Genomic DNA, 13,370 nt, shown 5'->3' with positions numbered 1-13,370 from the left:
TTTAGTCACGTAACAAGGGCATGCTCATGCAGTGAAATCCACCGCGCGCACGCGATAATTCAGCAGAGGGCATAAGAATAAGCGTATCCTTCAGTTTTTCAGGGTGCTGGGACCCGGTTTCAAAAGCAGCGATTAAATCTTTGACGTCTACTACGGCAAAACCAGCATTTCCAAAGGCTTCAATTGTGCGATCGTTTCGGTCGTACCCCAATACCACCCCTTCCCGCAAAGCCAGCAGATTACAACTGTCCGTCCATTGTTCCCGTGCGTTGTACGGGAATGTATCATTACCCGAATAGATGATTTGTACAGCCGCTGAATGACAATTAAGGTCTGTTACGCTGATATCCCGAAGTAGATCTTCCAAGGTATCGAAATGCCTGGGAGTTGCTTCGTTTCCGCGTTCAAATTGCATGATTTCAACTTGGTCGGTCGGATTAGGCGTTATGTTCAATATCCGATGCAATTCATCTTTTTGCGAATTTTTGATACGGGCGTTGGAAAAATCGCCCAGCATCACCCAAGTACCCCTCTTTATCTGGGTAAAGACGGTGTCAATATGCATATAGTCCCGTCTATTGGGAATTTTTATTACGGTAGCTTTATCTACTACCCCGTTGTCAAACAAACACCGGATGGCCTGGAAAGCTGCTTCCCTGCTGGTCCGTTCACTGATCCCTATCAGTACGTGGTGTCTGCTGACAACCATGACGTCTCCGCCTTCAAGGGTCACCTTTTCCATGTCGGTATCACTTGGTAATAGAAAATGATGCTGTGTGTCGGTTAGCTCAATGATATTGGCCCGCCAAGTCGAAAAATAAGGGTGGTGAAAAAAAATATACTTCGCGATCAGGGCTTCTCGCTTTCGGGCCTCCTTCATGGGTTTATTAAGCAGGATATGATCGTTAATCACAATGCCAATGTCACGCGTAAAGATAAAATTGGGAATCGGCGGAAAAATCATCGTCCGTTCGTTGTATGTACCGCTGAAAAATACACGGGCCAATGCAGCTGAATTATAGGTCATCAATTCCCGTTGGATTTTGTAGCTGCAGGCCTCAAGTGCACATACAGCCGCAACCAGCTGACTTTTTATCGTATGATCGTCAAGTATTTCTTGCAGTAGCACCTGCAATTCCACAACAAAGGATGAACGATAAAAATCAGTGTGTTCTGGTTTATAAAAATTCCGCCGGTGTGCTGCATCATCGATTTCAGCCAATCGACCCCTGATTTTATCAGGATCCAAAAAGTAGAGCAGAAGCTTTACATAATAGTCATATTCCTTCCTACGGATTGTGTCGAGGTGTACAATATCCTCAAATAGCCAATCCTGTGCCTTAGAAGGCACCACTTTCCCCAAGCCGCTATCGGGGCTATGGATTAACACCCGTCGCAGTTTACCCGTTTCGGACGAAACGCCAATTTGATGTCTCTTCATATCGTTCATAAACAAGGCTATGACAAGATACGAACAATTCGCCTGTTATTTAAATCCGGCCCTGCGTTCCTATTCCGGTTTGTGCGGAGCAGTTATCCGACTATTGCCCGGATTTCTTCCATAACCTTCCGGGCCAGTGCGTCAGCCCGGTCCGGTGTAGGCCCTTCCGAATAAACCCGGATGATGGGCTCGGTATTGGATTTCCTGAGGTGTACCCATCCCTCCTCAAAATCGATTTTTAACCCATCAATCGTGCTGTGGGGCGTTTCCCGGTAACGCTGCTGCATGGCCACCAGCAGCTGATCCACATCCAGATCCGGCGTGAGCGTTATTTTATTCTTCGACATAAAATAAGGCGGGTATGTCGCCCGTAATTCCGAAATTCGCTTTCCGCTTTTTGCCAAATGGGTTAAAAACAAGGCAATTCCCGCCAGCGCATCACGGCCATAATGGATAGCCGGATAAATTACGCCCCCGTTGCCTTCACCCCCTATTACCGCATTCACTTCTTTCATTTTGGTCACCACATTGACTTCTCCCACAGCCGCGGCATGATATACGGAACCCTGTTGTACAGTCACGTCGCGCAACGCCCGTGTAGAGGATAAATTTGACACCGTATCGCCCGGTGTATGCCGGAGTACGTAATCGCTGACAGCGACCAACGTATATTCTTCACCGAACATGTTACCATCTTCCATTACGAAGCACAATCGGTCGACATCGGGATCAACCGCAATGCCCAGGTCGGCTCCCCGTTCAATAACCAATGCCGACAGGTCCGTCAAGTTCTCGGCCAAAGGCTCGGGGTTATGGGCAAAATGCCCATCGGGCAGACAATGGATTTTATGGATATTCCTTACACCCAACGCCTCAAGTAAAGCCGGAACGAAAATCCCTCCGGTTGAGTTAACAGCATCCACCGCTATGTTAAAATTAGCCTTACGAATCGCCTCCGCATCCACCAACTCAAGGGCCAGTACCTGGTCGATGTGTTTTTGCAGGTATGTATCATCGTAAAGAACCTTTCCCAGATTTTCCACATCAGCGAAATTAAAATCAAAATTTTCAGCCATTTCCAACACCTGCTTCCCTTCTTCATCGTTAATAAATTCGCCTTCCCCATTAAGCAGCTTCAGCGCATTCCACTGTGCCGGATTATGGCTTGCAGTCAGGATAATTCCCCCGCCTGCGTGTTCACCGGGTACTGCAATTTCAACTGTGGGTGTTGTGGATAAACCCAAGTCAACTACATCCATCCCGATACTTTGTAATGTGCCCACCACCAGGTTACGCACCATCTCCCCCGAAATTCGCGCATCACGGCCAACAACAATCCTGTTAATTCCGGATCGCTGTTTAATGAATGATCCGAATGCCGCGGTAAATTTTACAACATCAATGGGAGTAAGTGCTTCTCCGGGCTTTCCTCCGATAGTGCCCCGGATACCTGAAATGGATTTGATAAGTGTCATAATGATTTGTCTTTGCAGTAGGGTGGTAAAAATAAGGAATCTCTCCTTTCCATACCTAACTCTTTTCTGCTTTGTTGGAAATCCGGGATATATACTTATCTTTGTTGCAACATTGTTTCAATTATGATCAGCGGGATTTTATCCCGCGACATATACGTAAGCAATAAAGCACTATATTTGCGCATCGGATCTCATCACTGTATGACTATCAACTTATTAGCTATTCAACATGATTGACCAGCTTGTCTCATTGGATCAGGAGGCCTTCCTCAGTATCAACCAGGGGCTCAGTAATGTGTTTTTTGATTGGCTAATGCCTATTTTACGCAATCGGTATACCTGGGCGCCCCTCTACTTATTCATTATTATTTTTTGTGTGAAGAACTATGGGAAGCAGGGCATTTTGGTAGTGCTTTTTACGCTGGTTACTTTCGGAATTTCTGATTTTACTTCTTCATCCGTTATTAAAAAGTCTGTCCAGCGGGTACGCCCCTGCAATGATGTCGAGTTCAAGGAATTTGTGAACGTACGCGTACGATGCGGAAGCGGATATAGTTTTACGTCTTCCCATGCAACCAATCACTTCGCGATTGCCGTATTCCTGATCATGGTATTTTACCGACGATGGAAACCCATTCTATGGATCGGCTTGGTGTGGGCAGTCGTCATTAGTTTTGCACAGGTCTACGTTGGGGTACATTATCCATTGGATATTATCAGTGGTGCATTATTAGGATCGCTCATTGGCTATCTGTTAGGACTGGTTTTCCGATTTTTACAGCCAGGGCTGACCCTGGCAAAGAACCCTGCATGAACGATTTTTCCATTTTCGCCTTATTGTTTGCTTCCGCATTTGCCAGCGGGATCGCCGTGTTTTTCGTAAAGCGTGATAATACCAACACACTGAAACTGGTTCTTTCGTTTACAGGGGCCTACCTGTTTTCCATCACGGTACTGGATTTATTCCCTCACGTATATTATACGCCGGGCGAACCGCGGGAGACCATTGGTATCTATGTTTTAACGGGGTTCTTTTTCCAGCTCGTCCTGGAACAGTTTTCCCACGGTGTGGAGCATGGACACCTGCACCACACACATGAAAGCCGACGCAATGTTTTTCCGTTGGGTATCATGCTCAGTTTATGCCTGCACGCGCTATTGGAGGGCATGCCTCTGGCTGCACGCCATCAGAATGAATTGGTATTTGGTATTGCGCTCCATCACGTACCTGCAGCCTTCGCTTTGGGAAGCCTGTTAATACATACATCGCTCTCCAAACGGGGGATCGTTCTTTTGCTGATTCTGTTTTCAATCATGACGCCGCTCGGATTCCTGCTCAGCAAGGGAATCAGCTCAGGGGGTATCGGCAACATTGAGCGCTATTTCGACCGGATCATGGCGATGGTTATCGGCGTATTCCTTCATATTTCTACAACTATCCTTTTTGAGTCAGGTTCTGCAGATCACCATAAATTTAACCGCCGGAAGATGATAGCCGTTATTTTGGGAATCACCGTCGCGCTGGCAAACTTTCTGCTGAATTCCGGCGGACATGGACATTGATAGATAACCCTTTACCTAACGGCCGCTTCCCGCATTTTGTCGAGCAAATCATTAAGTTGTCGGCATTCTTCATCCGTCATCCGATGAAGCATATCCATCATCAGCATCCGCTCATCCAGTCTGTCCAGCACAGCCAGTCCCTCAGAAGTGATCCGGACGTCTACCGCCCTTCGGTCGGTATTACATCGTCCCCTGGATACGAGTCCCTTGACTACTAAACGATCAATAATCCGGGAGATATCCGGCATTTTATCGATCATTCGTTCTTTAAGCAGGTTATTGGTCGCCGGCTCTGGGTGCCGGCCCCGCAGTATCCGCAATACATTGAATTGCTGCAGGGTAATTTGCTCTTCTCCAGCCCTTTCCTCCAGAACATGACTAATCCAGTTGCTCGTAAATACAATATTTACCGTAGCCCTGTGCTGCTCATTGACGAATTTGTCCGTTTTTATTTCTTCCTCGATTTTCATCTGCTTATTACTTCACGGCCAGCTGCTTTACGGTAAAATAAACATGACACCGTGTGTTAGCTGATTATTCAATCCTGCCGGATTCATTTGGATCAATTAGGGCTGATTAAACATTCGGGCTGCTAAGGTAAAGTCAGTTATCATACAGTTTCTGCGATCAGATTGTTTTGTTAGCCACCGGAATATTTTTCAATGACTTCAATAGTTTCAAATATAATGTCACTGCTTCATTTTTAGCCTGGTCGTATTGATAATCAATACACTCCATCAGATACTGCCTATAATCAAAATCAAGCCTCGGAGGAAGCCGGTCGATAACGGTTTCCCGGTGATCCACGCCATAAGCCAACGCCTGATTGAACAATTGAATAAATGAATCGGGCAACGTCCGGTTTGCCGTCCAAACAGCAAATGCAAAGGGTAATCCCGTAAATTTTTCCCAGTACAACGACAGGTCGTAGGCGTAGGGATGTAAATTCTTTTTCCCGAAAGTGCGGTCGCCTATTTCCACATAGGCATCCGCAGCCCCCTGGTCTACGACGAGCACCTCCCTTTCCCAATAATACCGGAGCAGCACCTGCGCCAGGCCATTTGATGTCCGCGACTGCGCGTCCAAACGGATGGAACGGATCTCTTCGATGGGCAGTTCACTGAAAATAAACACGGAATTGACCGGTCCGGAGGCCCCCAGGCAAAAATCAGAAACGACATGAGGACGCGGGATATCCAGTAAGGCTGCCACCGGTACGATGCCGAGGTCTGCACGGCCATCAATTAGTTTGTGTGCACATTCACTGGGTACATCAAGTGCAAGGTCAATGTGCTGCATCACATCCGAATGCTGTAACCCATAAATAAACGGTAAAGTATTCGTATAAGATACCGCTGAAACTTTCACTTTTTCCATTAATCCGTCAGAAGTCCCTCCAGGTGTTTAATGTTATATGTATCTGTTATGGCAAACTCTTCGCCGTTAAAATGTACCCGGTATAATGCGGTGTTGGTATGCGGAAAATCATCCATCAGCGCAATATCCCGGTTTATGAGCATGCACAGGAAAACCCGCATTGCCCTGCCATGCATGCAGATCAGCACCTGTTCTTCATCTGGAGAAGCCATAATATGGTCAAGTGCACGGCGCTGCCGGGCAAGCAGCTGGTTAGGCGTTTCCCCACCTTCCACACTACTATCCAGTTCGCCATTCCGCCAGCTTCCGGTCAACTCCAGAAAGCCCTGCATCACTTCAGGGGTTTGTTCCCTTCCCTCATAGATCCCCCATCCTATTTCATCAAGGCCTTCCAGCTGTTCCCAGGGAATTCCCTGCCGGAGGAACAAATCCACCGTTTGATGCGTGCGCAGTAAAGTAGACGTATAAATTTTGTCAAACTGCTCATTCTTATAATGTTCGTAAAATGCTTCAGCCTGCTGCCTTCCGGTATCGTTCAACGGGGAGTTAATTCCCCTGCCCTGAACGATCCCTTTAAGGTTAAGATCCGTTTGGCCGTGGCGGATGATGTAAAGTGATTTTTTCAACGATATATAGTGTCTTATTTATTCAATACCGGCAACTGATAATAAGCGGCAGGGGTTGATGCAGTTTTTTCCTCGAATACAACGTCCCTGTAATCGGTAATGACACGATACAGGGTATCGCGTTCAATCGGATGCCTGCCCGCATTTCGGATAAGTTCCACAAGCTCGCGCGTGCTCATTGCCGGATGTTGTTCTTCTGCACCTGCCATGGAATAAATTTTGGTCGTGTCATCGAGCGTACCGTCAATATCATCCACGCCGAACCCCAGCGACAACTGAGCCGTTTCCCGGCTGATCATTGCCCAGTAAGCCTTAATATGCGGAAAATTATCAAGGTAAATCCGGCTGACCGCATAATTTTTCAGGTCTTCGATGACGGACGATTCAGCAACGTGTGACATCTGGTTATCCTTATTCCGGAATTTAAGCGGCACAAACGTCTGGAATCCTCCGGTTGTGTCCTGCAACGCGCGCAGGCGTTCCATATGATCAATCCGATGCCAGTACTGCTCAATATGTCCATACAACATGGTCGCATTGGAATGCATACCCAGCTGATGCCACACCTCATGGATCTGTAACCACTGTGTCGCGTCACATTTATCTTTTGCAATCTGTTCGCGGATCTCGGGATGAAAAATCTCCGCTCCCCCGCCGGGCATCGAATCCAAGCCCGCTTCTTTCATCATGGCCATACCCGTTGCGTAGTCTACCTTCGCTTTTTTGAAGATATAATGGTATTCAACCGGCGTGAGTGCCTTAATATGCAGGTCGGGCCGGTGGCGTTTAATGGCCGAAAACAGCTCCATATAAAAGGTCATATTATACTGAGGCAGTACTCCTCCTACAATGTGGGCTTCGGTTACCGGTTCACCATCGTACGATTGCACCTGGTTAAGCATCTCCTCCATCGTTGCTTCCCAGCCATCGGCCCGCTCCTTAATTAAGCGGGAATATGAGCAGAATTTGCAATCGTATACACAGAGGTTAGTTGGTTCGATATGAAAATTACGGTTAAAGTAGGTCAGATCGCCATGCCGCCGTTCCCTGATAAAATTAGCCAGCGTTCCAAGATATCCCAGTTCTCCTTTTTCGAATAATAACACGCCTTCTTCCTCGCTTATCCGGGCACCGTGATATACTTTTTCAGCGATGGCTTTTAAACGGTTGTCGAGGTGTGTATTATTGAGAAGGAAAGTGAGTTTTTTTCCGGCATCCATATCCTGAAATCTTATCTTGCAAATTTAGCGAAACTTGCACGGAAAAGCAATTAATCACCAAATTGCTGCATATCAATCAAGCGTCTGTAGAGTCCGTTTTGGGCTAGTAACTGCTGGTGGTTACCTTCCTCCACAATACGGCCTGCTTCCAGTACGACGATTTTATCCGCGTTCTGAATGGTACTCAGCCGGTGGGCGATTACAATGGTTGTCCGATTTTCCATCAACCGCGAAAGCGCATCCTGCACCAATTTTTCGGATTCGGTATCTAATGCCGATGTGGCTTCGTCCAAAAGCAGAATCGGCGGGTTCTTCAATACCGCACGGGCAATGCAAATCCGCTGGCGCTGTCCACCCGACAGTCGCGTTCCCCGGTCACCGATATTCGTCTGATACCCATGCTCAGCATCAAGAATAAACTCGTGGGCATTGGCAATCCTGGCCGCCGCAATGACTGCCTCTTCCGTTGCATCGGGTGTCGCGAATGCGATATTATTGAAAATCGTGTCATTAAACAATACAGACTCCTGGTTAACCAAGCCGATCAGCTGGCGCAGGGAGTCGGCACGCAGGGTACGTACATCAATCCCATCGAACAGCACATGCCCATCGGACACGTCCAAAAACCGCGGGATCAGATCGACCAGCGTGGACTTCCCTCCTCCTGATGGACCAACAAGCGCTACCGTTTTCCCTTTCGGAACCGTGAGATTAATCCCTTTCAGTACTTCTTTATCGCCATATGAAAAATGCACATTCTCCAGTTGGATGCCTTCGTTCAAGCTGGTGATTACTTTGGCATCCGGTGCATCCTGGATTGCACTTTGCTGATCAATTAACTCGAGTACCCGTTCGCCCGCAGCCAGCCCGGAATGAATGTTACTGAAAGAATCGGTTAGTGCCTTGGCAGGGCGCATAACCTGTGAAAACAATGCGATATACGCAATAAAATCGGTTGCAGCCAGCTCGCCAGAGCCGCTCAGCACAAGGTGTCCGCCATAAAGCAGGATCACAGCGACCATAATGACACCCAGCAACTCCGACACAGGCGATCCCAATTGCTGGCGCCTCACCATCCGGCGGCTGAGCTTGGAGAAATAGGTGTTTTCGTCGTTAAACTGCTTTTTAATAAATTCAGTGGCATTGAAAGCCTTGATAATCTTAATCCCCGACAGTGCCTCATCCAGGTAGGTAATCATATTTCCATACACCTGCTGTGCTTCTTTTGCCTGAGCCTTCAGCCGCTTCACAATCCGGGAAATGATAAAAGCTGAGACCGGGATTACCAGGATCGTGAACAGCGTCAGCTTAAATGAAATCAGAAACAACATCACCAGGTAAGCCAGCAGCTGCAACGGTTCTTTAAAGACAACCTGCAACGTACCCGTTACCGAAAACTGAACCACCTGCACATCAGAAGCGATTTTGGAAATAATATCTCCCTTACGGTGATTACTGAAATAGCCCACGTGCAAATCCATCACATTATCAAAGACCGTACGTCGTAGGTTCAGCAGCGTATGGATGCGTAAATTTTCCATCACACGCTGGGAGAAATAACGGAAAAGATTACTGATGAATACCGAGCAGACAATGGTTATACAGACCCATTTCAACGCCCCATAAGGTCCGTACAGCAGGTTGGCTTGTTGTGCATAGTAAGTGAAATAACCCAGCACATCATGCCACTGTTCCGGTTTGTCAACCATCGCTTCGGCACCCTCTGCCAAAAAAAGCGTATGCAGCAACGGAGCTAGCAATGCCAGGTTTAAGGTACTGAAAACAACCGTGATCAATGTGCACAACACATAGGGAATTGCATATTTCTCTATCGGCTTGGCATATGAAAGTAATCGCAGGTATGTCTTCATCAACTAATAAGCAAGCAGCAAAGGTATGAAAAAGAGAGGTAGCGTGGAAAAACGGATAAGATTACTTAATTTAGTCGCTCAAAAGAAATACGATGCAAATACACGTTGCTGGGCGTTTACAGCACACCGAGGAATATTATTTTTCCAAAAAATTACGGGAAATTGACCAACTGAACCAAAATGGCGAAAAAGTCATCAACCTGGGCATCGGGAGTCCGGACCTGCCTCCGCACCCTTCCGTTATCCAGACGCTCAGTGAATATGCCGAACAACCAAACACCCATGGTTACCAGAATTACCGTGGTATTCCGGCTCTGCGACAGGCGATTGGCGACTGGTATAGCCGCTATTATGGGGTTTCACTCGACCCGGCAAAGGAAATATTGCCGTTGATCGGTTCCAAGGAGGGCATCGTACATGTCTGCATGACCTATCTCCAAGCCGGTGACGAGGCACTCATTCCCAATCCGGGCTATCCCACGTATGCTTCTGCCGTCCGTCTCAGTGAGGCAACCGCAATTCCGTACACGTTGGATGCGGGGCGAAACTGGCTACCCGACCTGGATGCGTTGGCCAAACTTGATTTAAGCCGGGTGAAACTGATGTGGCTGAATTATCCGCACATGCCTACCGGCGCAGCGGCACCTGCTTCTTTTTTCGGTGAGCTGGTAGCCTTCGCCAAACAGCATCAGATTTTATTATGCCACGATAACCCATACAGTTTTATCTTAAACGAACAACCACAGAGTATCCTGGCCATCGATGGCGCACTGGAAGTTGCCATCGAACTCAACTCCCTAAGCAAGTCAGGTAACATGGCAGGATGGCGTGTCGGCATGCTGGCTGCGGCCGAGCAACGCATTAATGAGATTGTTCGTTTTAAAAGCAATATGGACTCGGGCATGTTTCTTCCTGTGCAGCTTGCCGCCGCCAAGGCGTTGTCCCTGGGACCGGATTGGTATGCATCACTAAATGAAACGTACCGGAACCGGCGCAAAAAGGTGTATCAGTTGCTGGATGGGCTGGGCTGTGTGTATAATCGGGACCAGGTCGGTCTTTTTGTGTGGGCCCATATTCCGGGAGGGTACGCGGACGGCTATGCGCTGAGCGATGAAATTCTTCAGAAAGCGCGGGTTTTCATTACGCCGGGAGGCATTTTTGGCAGCGGTGGCGACGCTTATATCCGCGTAAGCCTCTGTGCCACCGAAGAAACCTTTGACACGGCCATCAATCGGATCACCAAGGCAGCGGTGGCGCTGCACTAAATTTACAGACGAATAATTTCACATCAATGAATATAGCCATAGTTGGCGTTGGACTCATTGGCGGGTCGGTTGCCATCACCCTAAAGGAAAAACAAGTTGTCAAGAAAGTTATTGGCGTAGATAAAAGCGAAAGCAATTTAAAAAAGGCGCTGCAGCTTGGACTCATTGACGAAGCAGCAACACTGGATACGGCAATCCAGGAAGCGGATGTCATCTTTTTAACCATGCCGGTAGATGCCATCCTAAGTTCGCTATCTCATATTCTCGACCAGGTCACCAACCAGGTTATTATCGATATGGGCTCTACCAAAACCGCAATTATCGAAGCCATTGCACATCATCCGAAGCGTGGCCGGCTGGTTGCTGCCCACCCGATGGCTGGGACTGAATATTCGGGACCGGAAGCAGCCATACCCGGACTGTTCAAAGGGAAAGTAATGGTGTACGTGGATGCGACAAACAGTGACGACGATGCATTTGAAATAGCGGACGCCATTACCGATCACCTGGAGATGCAGACTACCTTTATGAACGCACGGGAACATGATGTGCATACGGCTTACGTGTCCCACATTTCGCATATCACATCGTTTGCGTTGGCGCTTACCGTGCTGGAAAAAGAAAAATCGCAGGGCCGGATTTTTGAGCTGGCAGGCTCTGGATTTGAATCCACCGTACGACTGGCCAAAAGCTCACCGGATATGTGGACGCCTATTTTTCGTCAAAACCGTGAAAACGTACTTGAAGTACTCCGGGAGCACATCAAGCAGCTGCAAAATGTATACGATGTACTGGCCGCGGAAGATTATGAAACGTTTCACAAGCTGATTAAAAAGTCTAATAAAATCCGGAGGATACTCAAATAGCGAAACGGTGCCCGTAAGGGCCCGGCAGCAAAGACATAAAAAAACCGCGCCTTTGGGGAAGCGCGGCAAAAACGAAATGTTTTTTTATCAACCTAAACCTACACTTATAACGCCCATATTTTTCTTTTGTTTTATGGGCGTCTATTTTTTTAACAATTATTTATGTGGACGCTTATTCCGGGGCCGCGGCTTAGTATATCGATTATGGAAATCAGGCATTGTATTCTTTTTCTTCTTTTTTTCAGTTGGGCCTGCACGCCCCGGGCACAGCCCATCGATAAAATACAGTTAATCAATGACATCAAAACCTTATCATCTGCGAAGTTCTCCGGAAGAAAGCCGGGTACCGTTGGTCACGAAAAAGCAAAAACCTATATTGTTGATCGGTTTACTGAATTAGGCCTGACCGCTTTTACACCCGGCTACCTTCAGCAATTTCCGCTGAATGACAGCGTCAACGGATACAATATTATCGGATACATCCCGGGCAAACAACATGAAGCGGTGGTTATTTCCGCACATTATGACCACCTTGGGGAACGTCAAGGTGAAGTGTATCTAGGTGCCGATGACAATGCGAGTGGTGTAGCGGGATTACTGGCTCTGGCCAGGTATTACAGTGTCCATCAACCAAACCACACGCTTATTTTCACCGCCTTCGATGCCGAAGAAATGGGACTTCGCGGCGCTCGGTACTTTGTGGCCCATCCGCCGCTGGCACTGTCGACTATGATGCTGAATGTGAATATGGATATGATCAGCCGGAATGAAAACCACGAACTATATGCCAGCGGCACGTATCATTATCCGTATTTATTGCCTTTGGTAAAAAGCGAAAATCCCCATGTCAGGCTTAGGGCAGGTCATGATATTCCGGGCTCCGGACCAGCTGACTGGACCACGCAAAGTGATCATGCAGCTTTCCACGCAAAACATATCCCATTTATTTACTTCGGCGTAGAGGATCATCCGGGCTACCACACACCGGACGACACATTTGAGAATATCCAGCCCGATTTCTTTTACCAGTCGGTACGAACCATATTGGATGTAATGGAGAAAATAGACCGCAATCCCAGTCTAATCAAGACACGGCCCATGGAGCGCGAACCGGTTACTCCGTAGGGAAATCTCACCTATCCCGCAAATTCATGCAGACTTCGGATTAAACAATACAGCAATACAGGTGTTAGCATTAATGATACACCATATCCGAATTTGCTATGATACAGGAAAAATATAAAGATTGCATCGCCGCTTGTTATACCTGTGCCGATGCCTGCGATCACTGTGCAACAGCGTGCCTTATGGAAGAGCACATAAGTGCCATGGCTACTTGCATTCACCTGGATCGTTTTTGTGCGGAAATTTGCCGAATGGCCGCGTCATTTATGGCAAAGACAAGTGGAGTCGGTCACGAAGGGTATGTAAACCAGCTGTGTGCACTATGCGCCCAGGTATGTGATGATTGTGCCGCAGCCTGTGAAAAACATGACACCGATCACTGCAAGGCCTGCGCGGCAGCATGCCGGGACTGTGCGGAGGCGTGCCGTAAAATGATCGACTGATTTCAGGTGTATGCCCTCGGAGTCAATTTACTGATCCGTCAAAGTTATCCATACCGGCGCATGGTCACTTGTTTTTTCCCATCCCCGAACGTGGCGGT

General features: G+C 47.7%; 13 protein-coding genes. 6 read left to right on the top strand and 7 right to left on the bottom strand.

Annotated elements, in window-relative coordinates; translation table 11 throughout:
* Position 1: 1 nt before the first annotated feature.
* Positions 2-1,441, bottom strand: a complete 1,440-nt coding sequence (locus tag ABWO75_RS01620) for an arginine deiminase family protein (RefSeq protein ID WP_353181893.1) — start codon at positions 1,439-1,441, stop codon at positions 2-4.
* A gap of 92 nt (positions 1,442-1,533) precedes the next feature.
* Positions 1,534-2,916, bottom strand: coding sequence for a phosphoglucosamine mutase (gene glmM, locus ABWO75_RS01615; protein WP_353181891.1), 1,383 nt, complete (start codon positions 2,914-2,916; stop codon positions 1,534-1,536).
* A 229-nt stretch (positions 2,917-3,145) separates the two neighbouring features.
* Between glmM and ABWO75_RS01610 the strand changes: the two genes are divergently transcribed.
* Both ABWO75_RS01610 and ABWO75_RS01605 read left to right on the top strand, forming a co-directional pair.
* Positions 3,146-3,730: a phosphatase PAP2 family protein gene (locus ABWO75_RS01610; RefSeq protein WP_353181889.1), complete on the top strand. Its 585-nt coding sequence runs from the start codon at positions 3,146-3,148 to the stop codon at positions 3,728-3,730.
* Complete coding sequence (locus tag ABWO75_RS01605; protein WP_353181887.1) at positions 3,727-4,479, top strand: ZIP family metal transporter; 753 nt, start codon at positions 3,727-3,729, stop codon at positions 4,477-4,479. The genes ABWO75_RS01610 and ABWO75_RS01605 overlap by 4 nt, the downstream gene beginning before the upstream one ends.
* An 11-nt stretch (positions 4,480-4,490) precedes the next feature.
* Here ABWO75_RS01605 and ABWO75_RS01600 read toward each other — a convergent pair whose 3' ends face one another.
* The 5 genes from ABWO75_RS01600 to ABWO75_RS01580 form a co-directional block, all read right to left on the bottom strand.
* Positions 4,491-4,949 carry a MarR family winged helix-turn-helix transcriptional regulator gene (locus tag ABWO75_RS01600; RefSeq protein WP_353181885.1) on the bottom strand — a complete coding sequence of 153 codons (459 nt, stop codon included), beginning with the start codon at positions 4,947-4,949 and terminating at the stop codon, positions 4,491-4,493.
* Positions 4,950-5,106: 157 nt separating this feature from the next.
* A complete protein-coding gene (locus ABWO75_RS01595) occupies positions 5,107-5,856 on the bottom strand; it encodes a menaquinone biosynthetic enzyme MqnA/MqnD family protein (protein WP_353181883.1) in 750 nt (249 codons plus the stop codon).
* Positions 5,856-6,482 carry a histidine phosphatase family protein gene (locus tag ABWO75_RS01590; RefSeq protein ID WP_353181881.1) on the bottom strand — a complete coding sequence of 209 codons (627 nt, stop codon included), beginning with the start codon at positions 6,480-6,482 and terminating at the stop codon, positions 5,856-5,858. The genes ABWO75_RS01595 and ABWO75_RS01590 overlap by 1 nt, the downstream gene beginning before the upstream one ends.
* A gap of 14 nt (positions 6,483-6,496) precedes the next feature.
* On the bottom strand, positions 6,497-7,702 hold the full coding sequence (gene mqnE / locus ABWO75_RS01585) for an aminofutalosine synthase MqnE (RefSeq protein ID WP_353181879.1): 1,206 nt from the start codon (positions 7,700-7,702) through the stop codon (positions 6,497-6,499).
* Positions 7,703-7,752: 50 nt separating this feature from the next.
* Positions 7,753-9,573: an ABC transporter ATP-binding protein gene (locus ABWO75_RS01580; RefSeq protein WP_353181877.1), complete on the bottom strand. Its 1,821-nt coding sequence runs from the start codon at positions 9,571-9,573 to the stop codon at positions 7,753-7,755.
* A 92-nt stretch (positions 9,574-9,665) separates the two neighbouring features.
* Between ABWO75_RS01580 and ABWO75_RS01575 the strand changes: the two genes are divergently transcribed.
* The 4 genes from ABWO75_RS01575 (at position 9,666) to ABWO75_RS01560 (ending at position 13,272) form a co-directional block, all read left to right on the top strand.
* A complete protein-coding gene (locus ABWO75_RS01575) occupies positions 9,666-10,838 on the top strand; it encodes a pyridoxal phosphate-dependent aminotransferase (RefSeq protein WP_353181875.1) in 1,173 nt (390 codons plus the stop codon).
* 26 nt (positions 10,839-10,864) lie between these two features.
* A complete protein-coding gene (locus tag ABWO75_RS01570; RefSeq protein ID WP_353181873.1) occupies positions 10,865-11,704 on the top strand; it encodes a prephenate dehydrogenase in 840 nt (279 codons plus the stop codon).
* A 204-nt stretch (positions 11,705-11,908) separates the two neighbouring features.
* Positions 11,909-12,829, top strand: a complete 921-nt coding sequence (locus ABWO75_RS01565; RefSeq protein WP_353181871.1) for a M28 family peptidase — start codon at positions 11,909-11,911, stop codon at positions 12,827-12,829.
* 98 nt (positions 12,830-12,927) lie between these two features.
* Complete coding sequence (locus ABWO75_RS01560) at positions 12,928-13,272, top strand: four-helix bundle copper-binding protein (RefSeq protein ID WP_353181869.1); 345 nt, start codon at positions 12,928-12,930, stop codon at positions 13,270-13,272.
* Positions 13,273-13,370: the final 98 nt, after the last annotated feature.

It is taken from the genome of Parapedobacter lycopersici (assembly GCF_040395035.1).
Classification (GTDB): Bacteria; Bacteroidota; Bacteroidia; order Sphingobacteriales; family Sphingobacteriaceae; genus Parapedobacter; species Parapedobacter lycopersici_A.
Note: the sequence above shows the minus strand (reverse complement) of the source record. Positions and strands in the feature narration are given on the sequence as shown.

Excerpts from the sequence above, each read along its gene's own strand:
- ABWO75_RS01620 (WP_353181893.1), bottom strand. The coding sequence starts at position 1,441 with ATGAAGAGACATCAAATTGGCGTTTCGTCCGAAACGGGTAAACTGCGA.
- glmM (WP_353181891.1), bottom strand. The coding sequence starts at position 2,916 with ATGACACTTATCAAATCCATTTCAGGTATCCGGGGCACTATCGGAGGA.
- ABWO75_RS01610 (WP_353181889.1), top strand. The coding sequence starts at position 3,146 with ATGATTGACCAGCTTGTCTCATTGGATCAGGAGGCCTTCCTCAGTATC.
- ABWO75_RS01605 (WP_353181887.1), top strand. The coding sequence starts at position 3,727 with ATGAACGATTTTTCCATTTTCGCCTTATTGTTTGCTTCCGCATTTGCC.
- ABWO75_RS01600 (WP_353181885.1), bottom strand. The coding sequence starts at position 4,949 with ATGAAAATCGAGGAAGAAATAAAAACGGACAAATTCGTCAATGAGCAG.
- ABWO75_RS01595 (WP_353181883.1), bottom strand. The coding sequence starts at position 5,856 with ATGGAAAAAGTGAAAGTTTCAGCGGTATCTTATACGAATACTTTACCG.
- mqnE (WP_353181879.1), bottom strand. The coding sequence starts at position 7,702 with ATGGATGCCGGAAAAAAACTCACTTTCCTTCTCAATAATACACACCTC.
- ABWO75_RS01580 (WP_353181877.1), bottom strand. The coding sequence starts at position 9,573 with ATGAAGACATACCTGCGATTACTTTCATATGCCAAGCCGATAGAGAAA.
- ABWO75_RS01575 (WP_353181875.1), top strand. The coding sequence starts at position 9,666 with ATGCAAATACACGTTGCTGGGCGTTTACAGCACACCGAGGAATATTAT.
- ABWO75_RS01570 (WP_353181873.1), top strand. The coding sequence starts at position 10,865 with ATGAATATAGCCATAGTTGGCGTTGGACTCATTGGCGGGTCGGTTGCC.
- ABWO75_RS01565 (WP_353181871.1), top strand. The coding sequence starts at position 11,909 with ATGGAAATCAGGCATTGTATTCTTTTTCTTCTTTTTTTCAGTTGGGCC.
- ABWO75_RS01560 (WP_353181869.1), top strand. The coding sequence starts at position 12,928 with ATGATACAGGAAAAATATAAAGATTGCATCGCCGCTTGTTATACCTGT.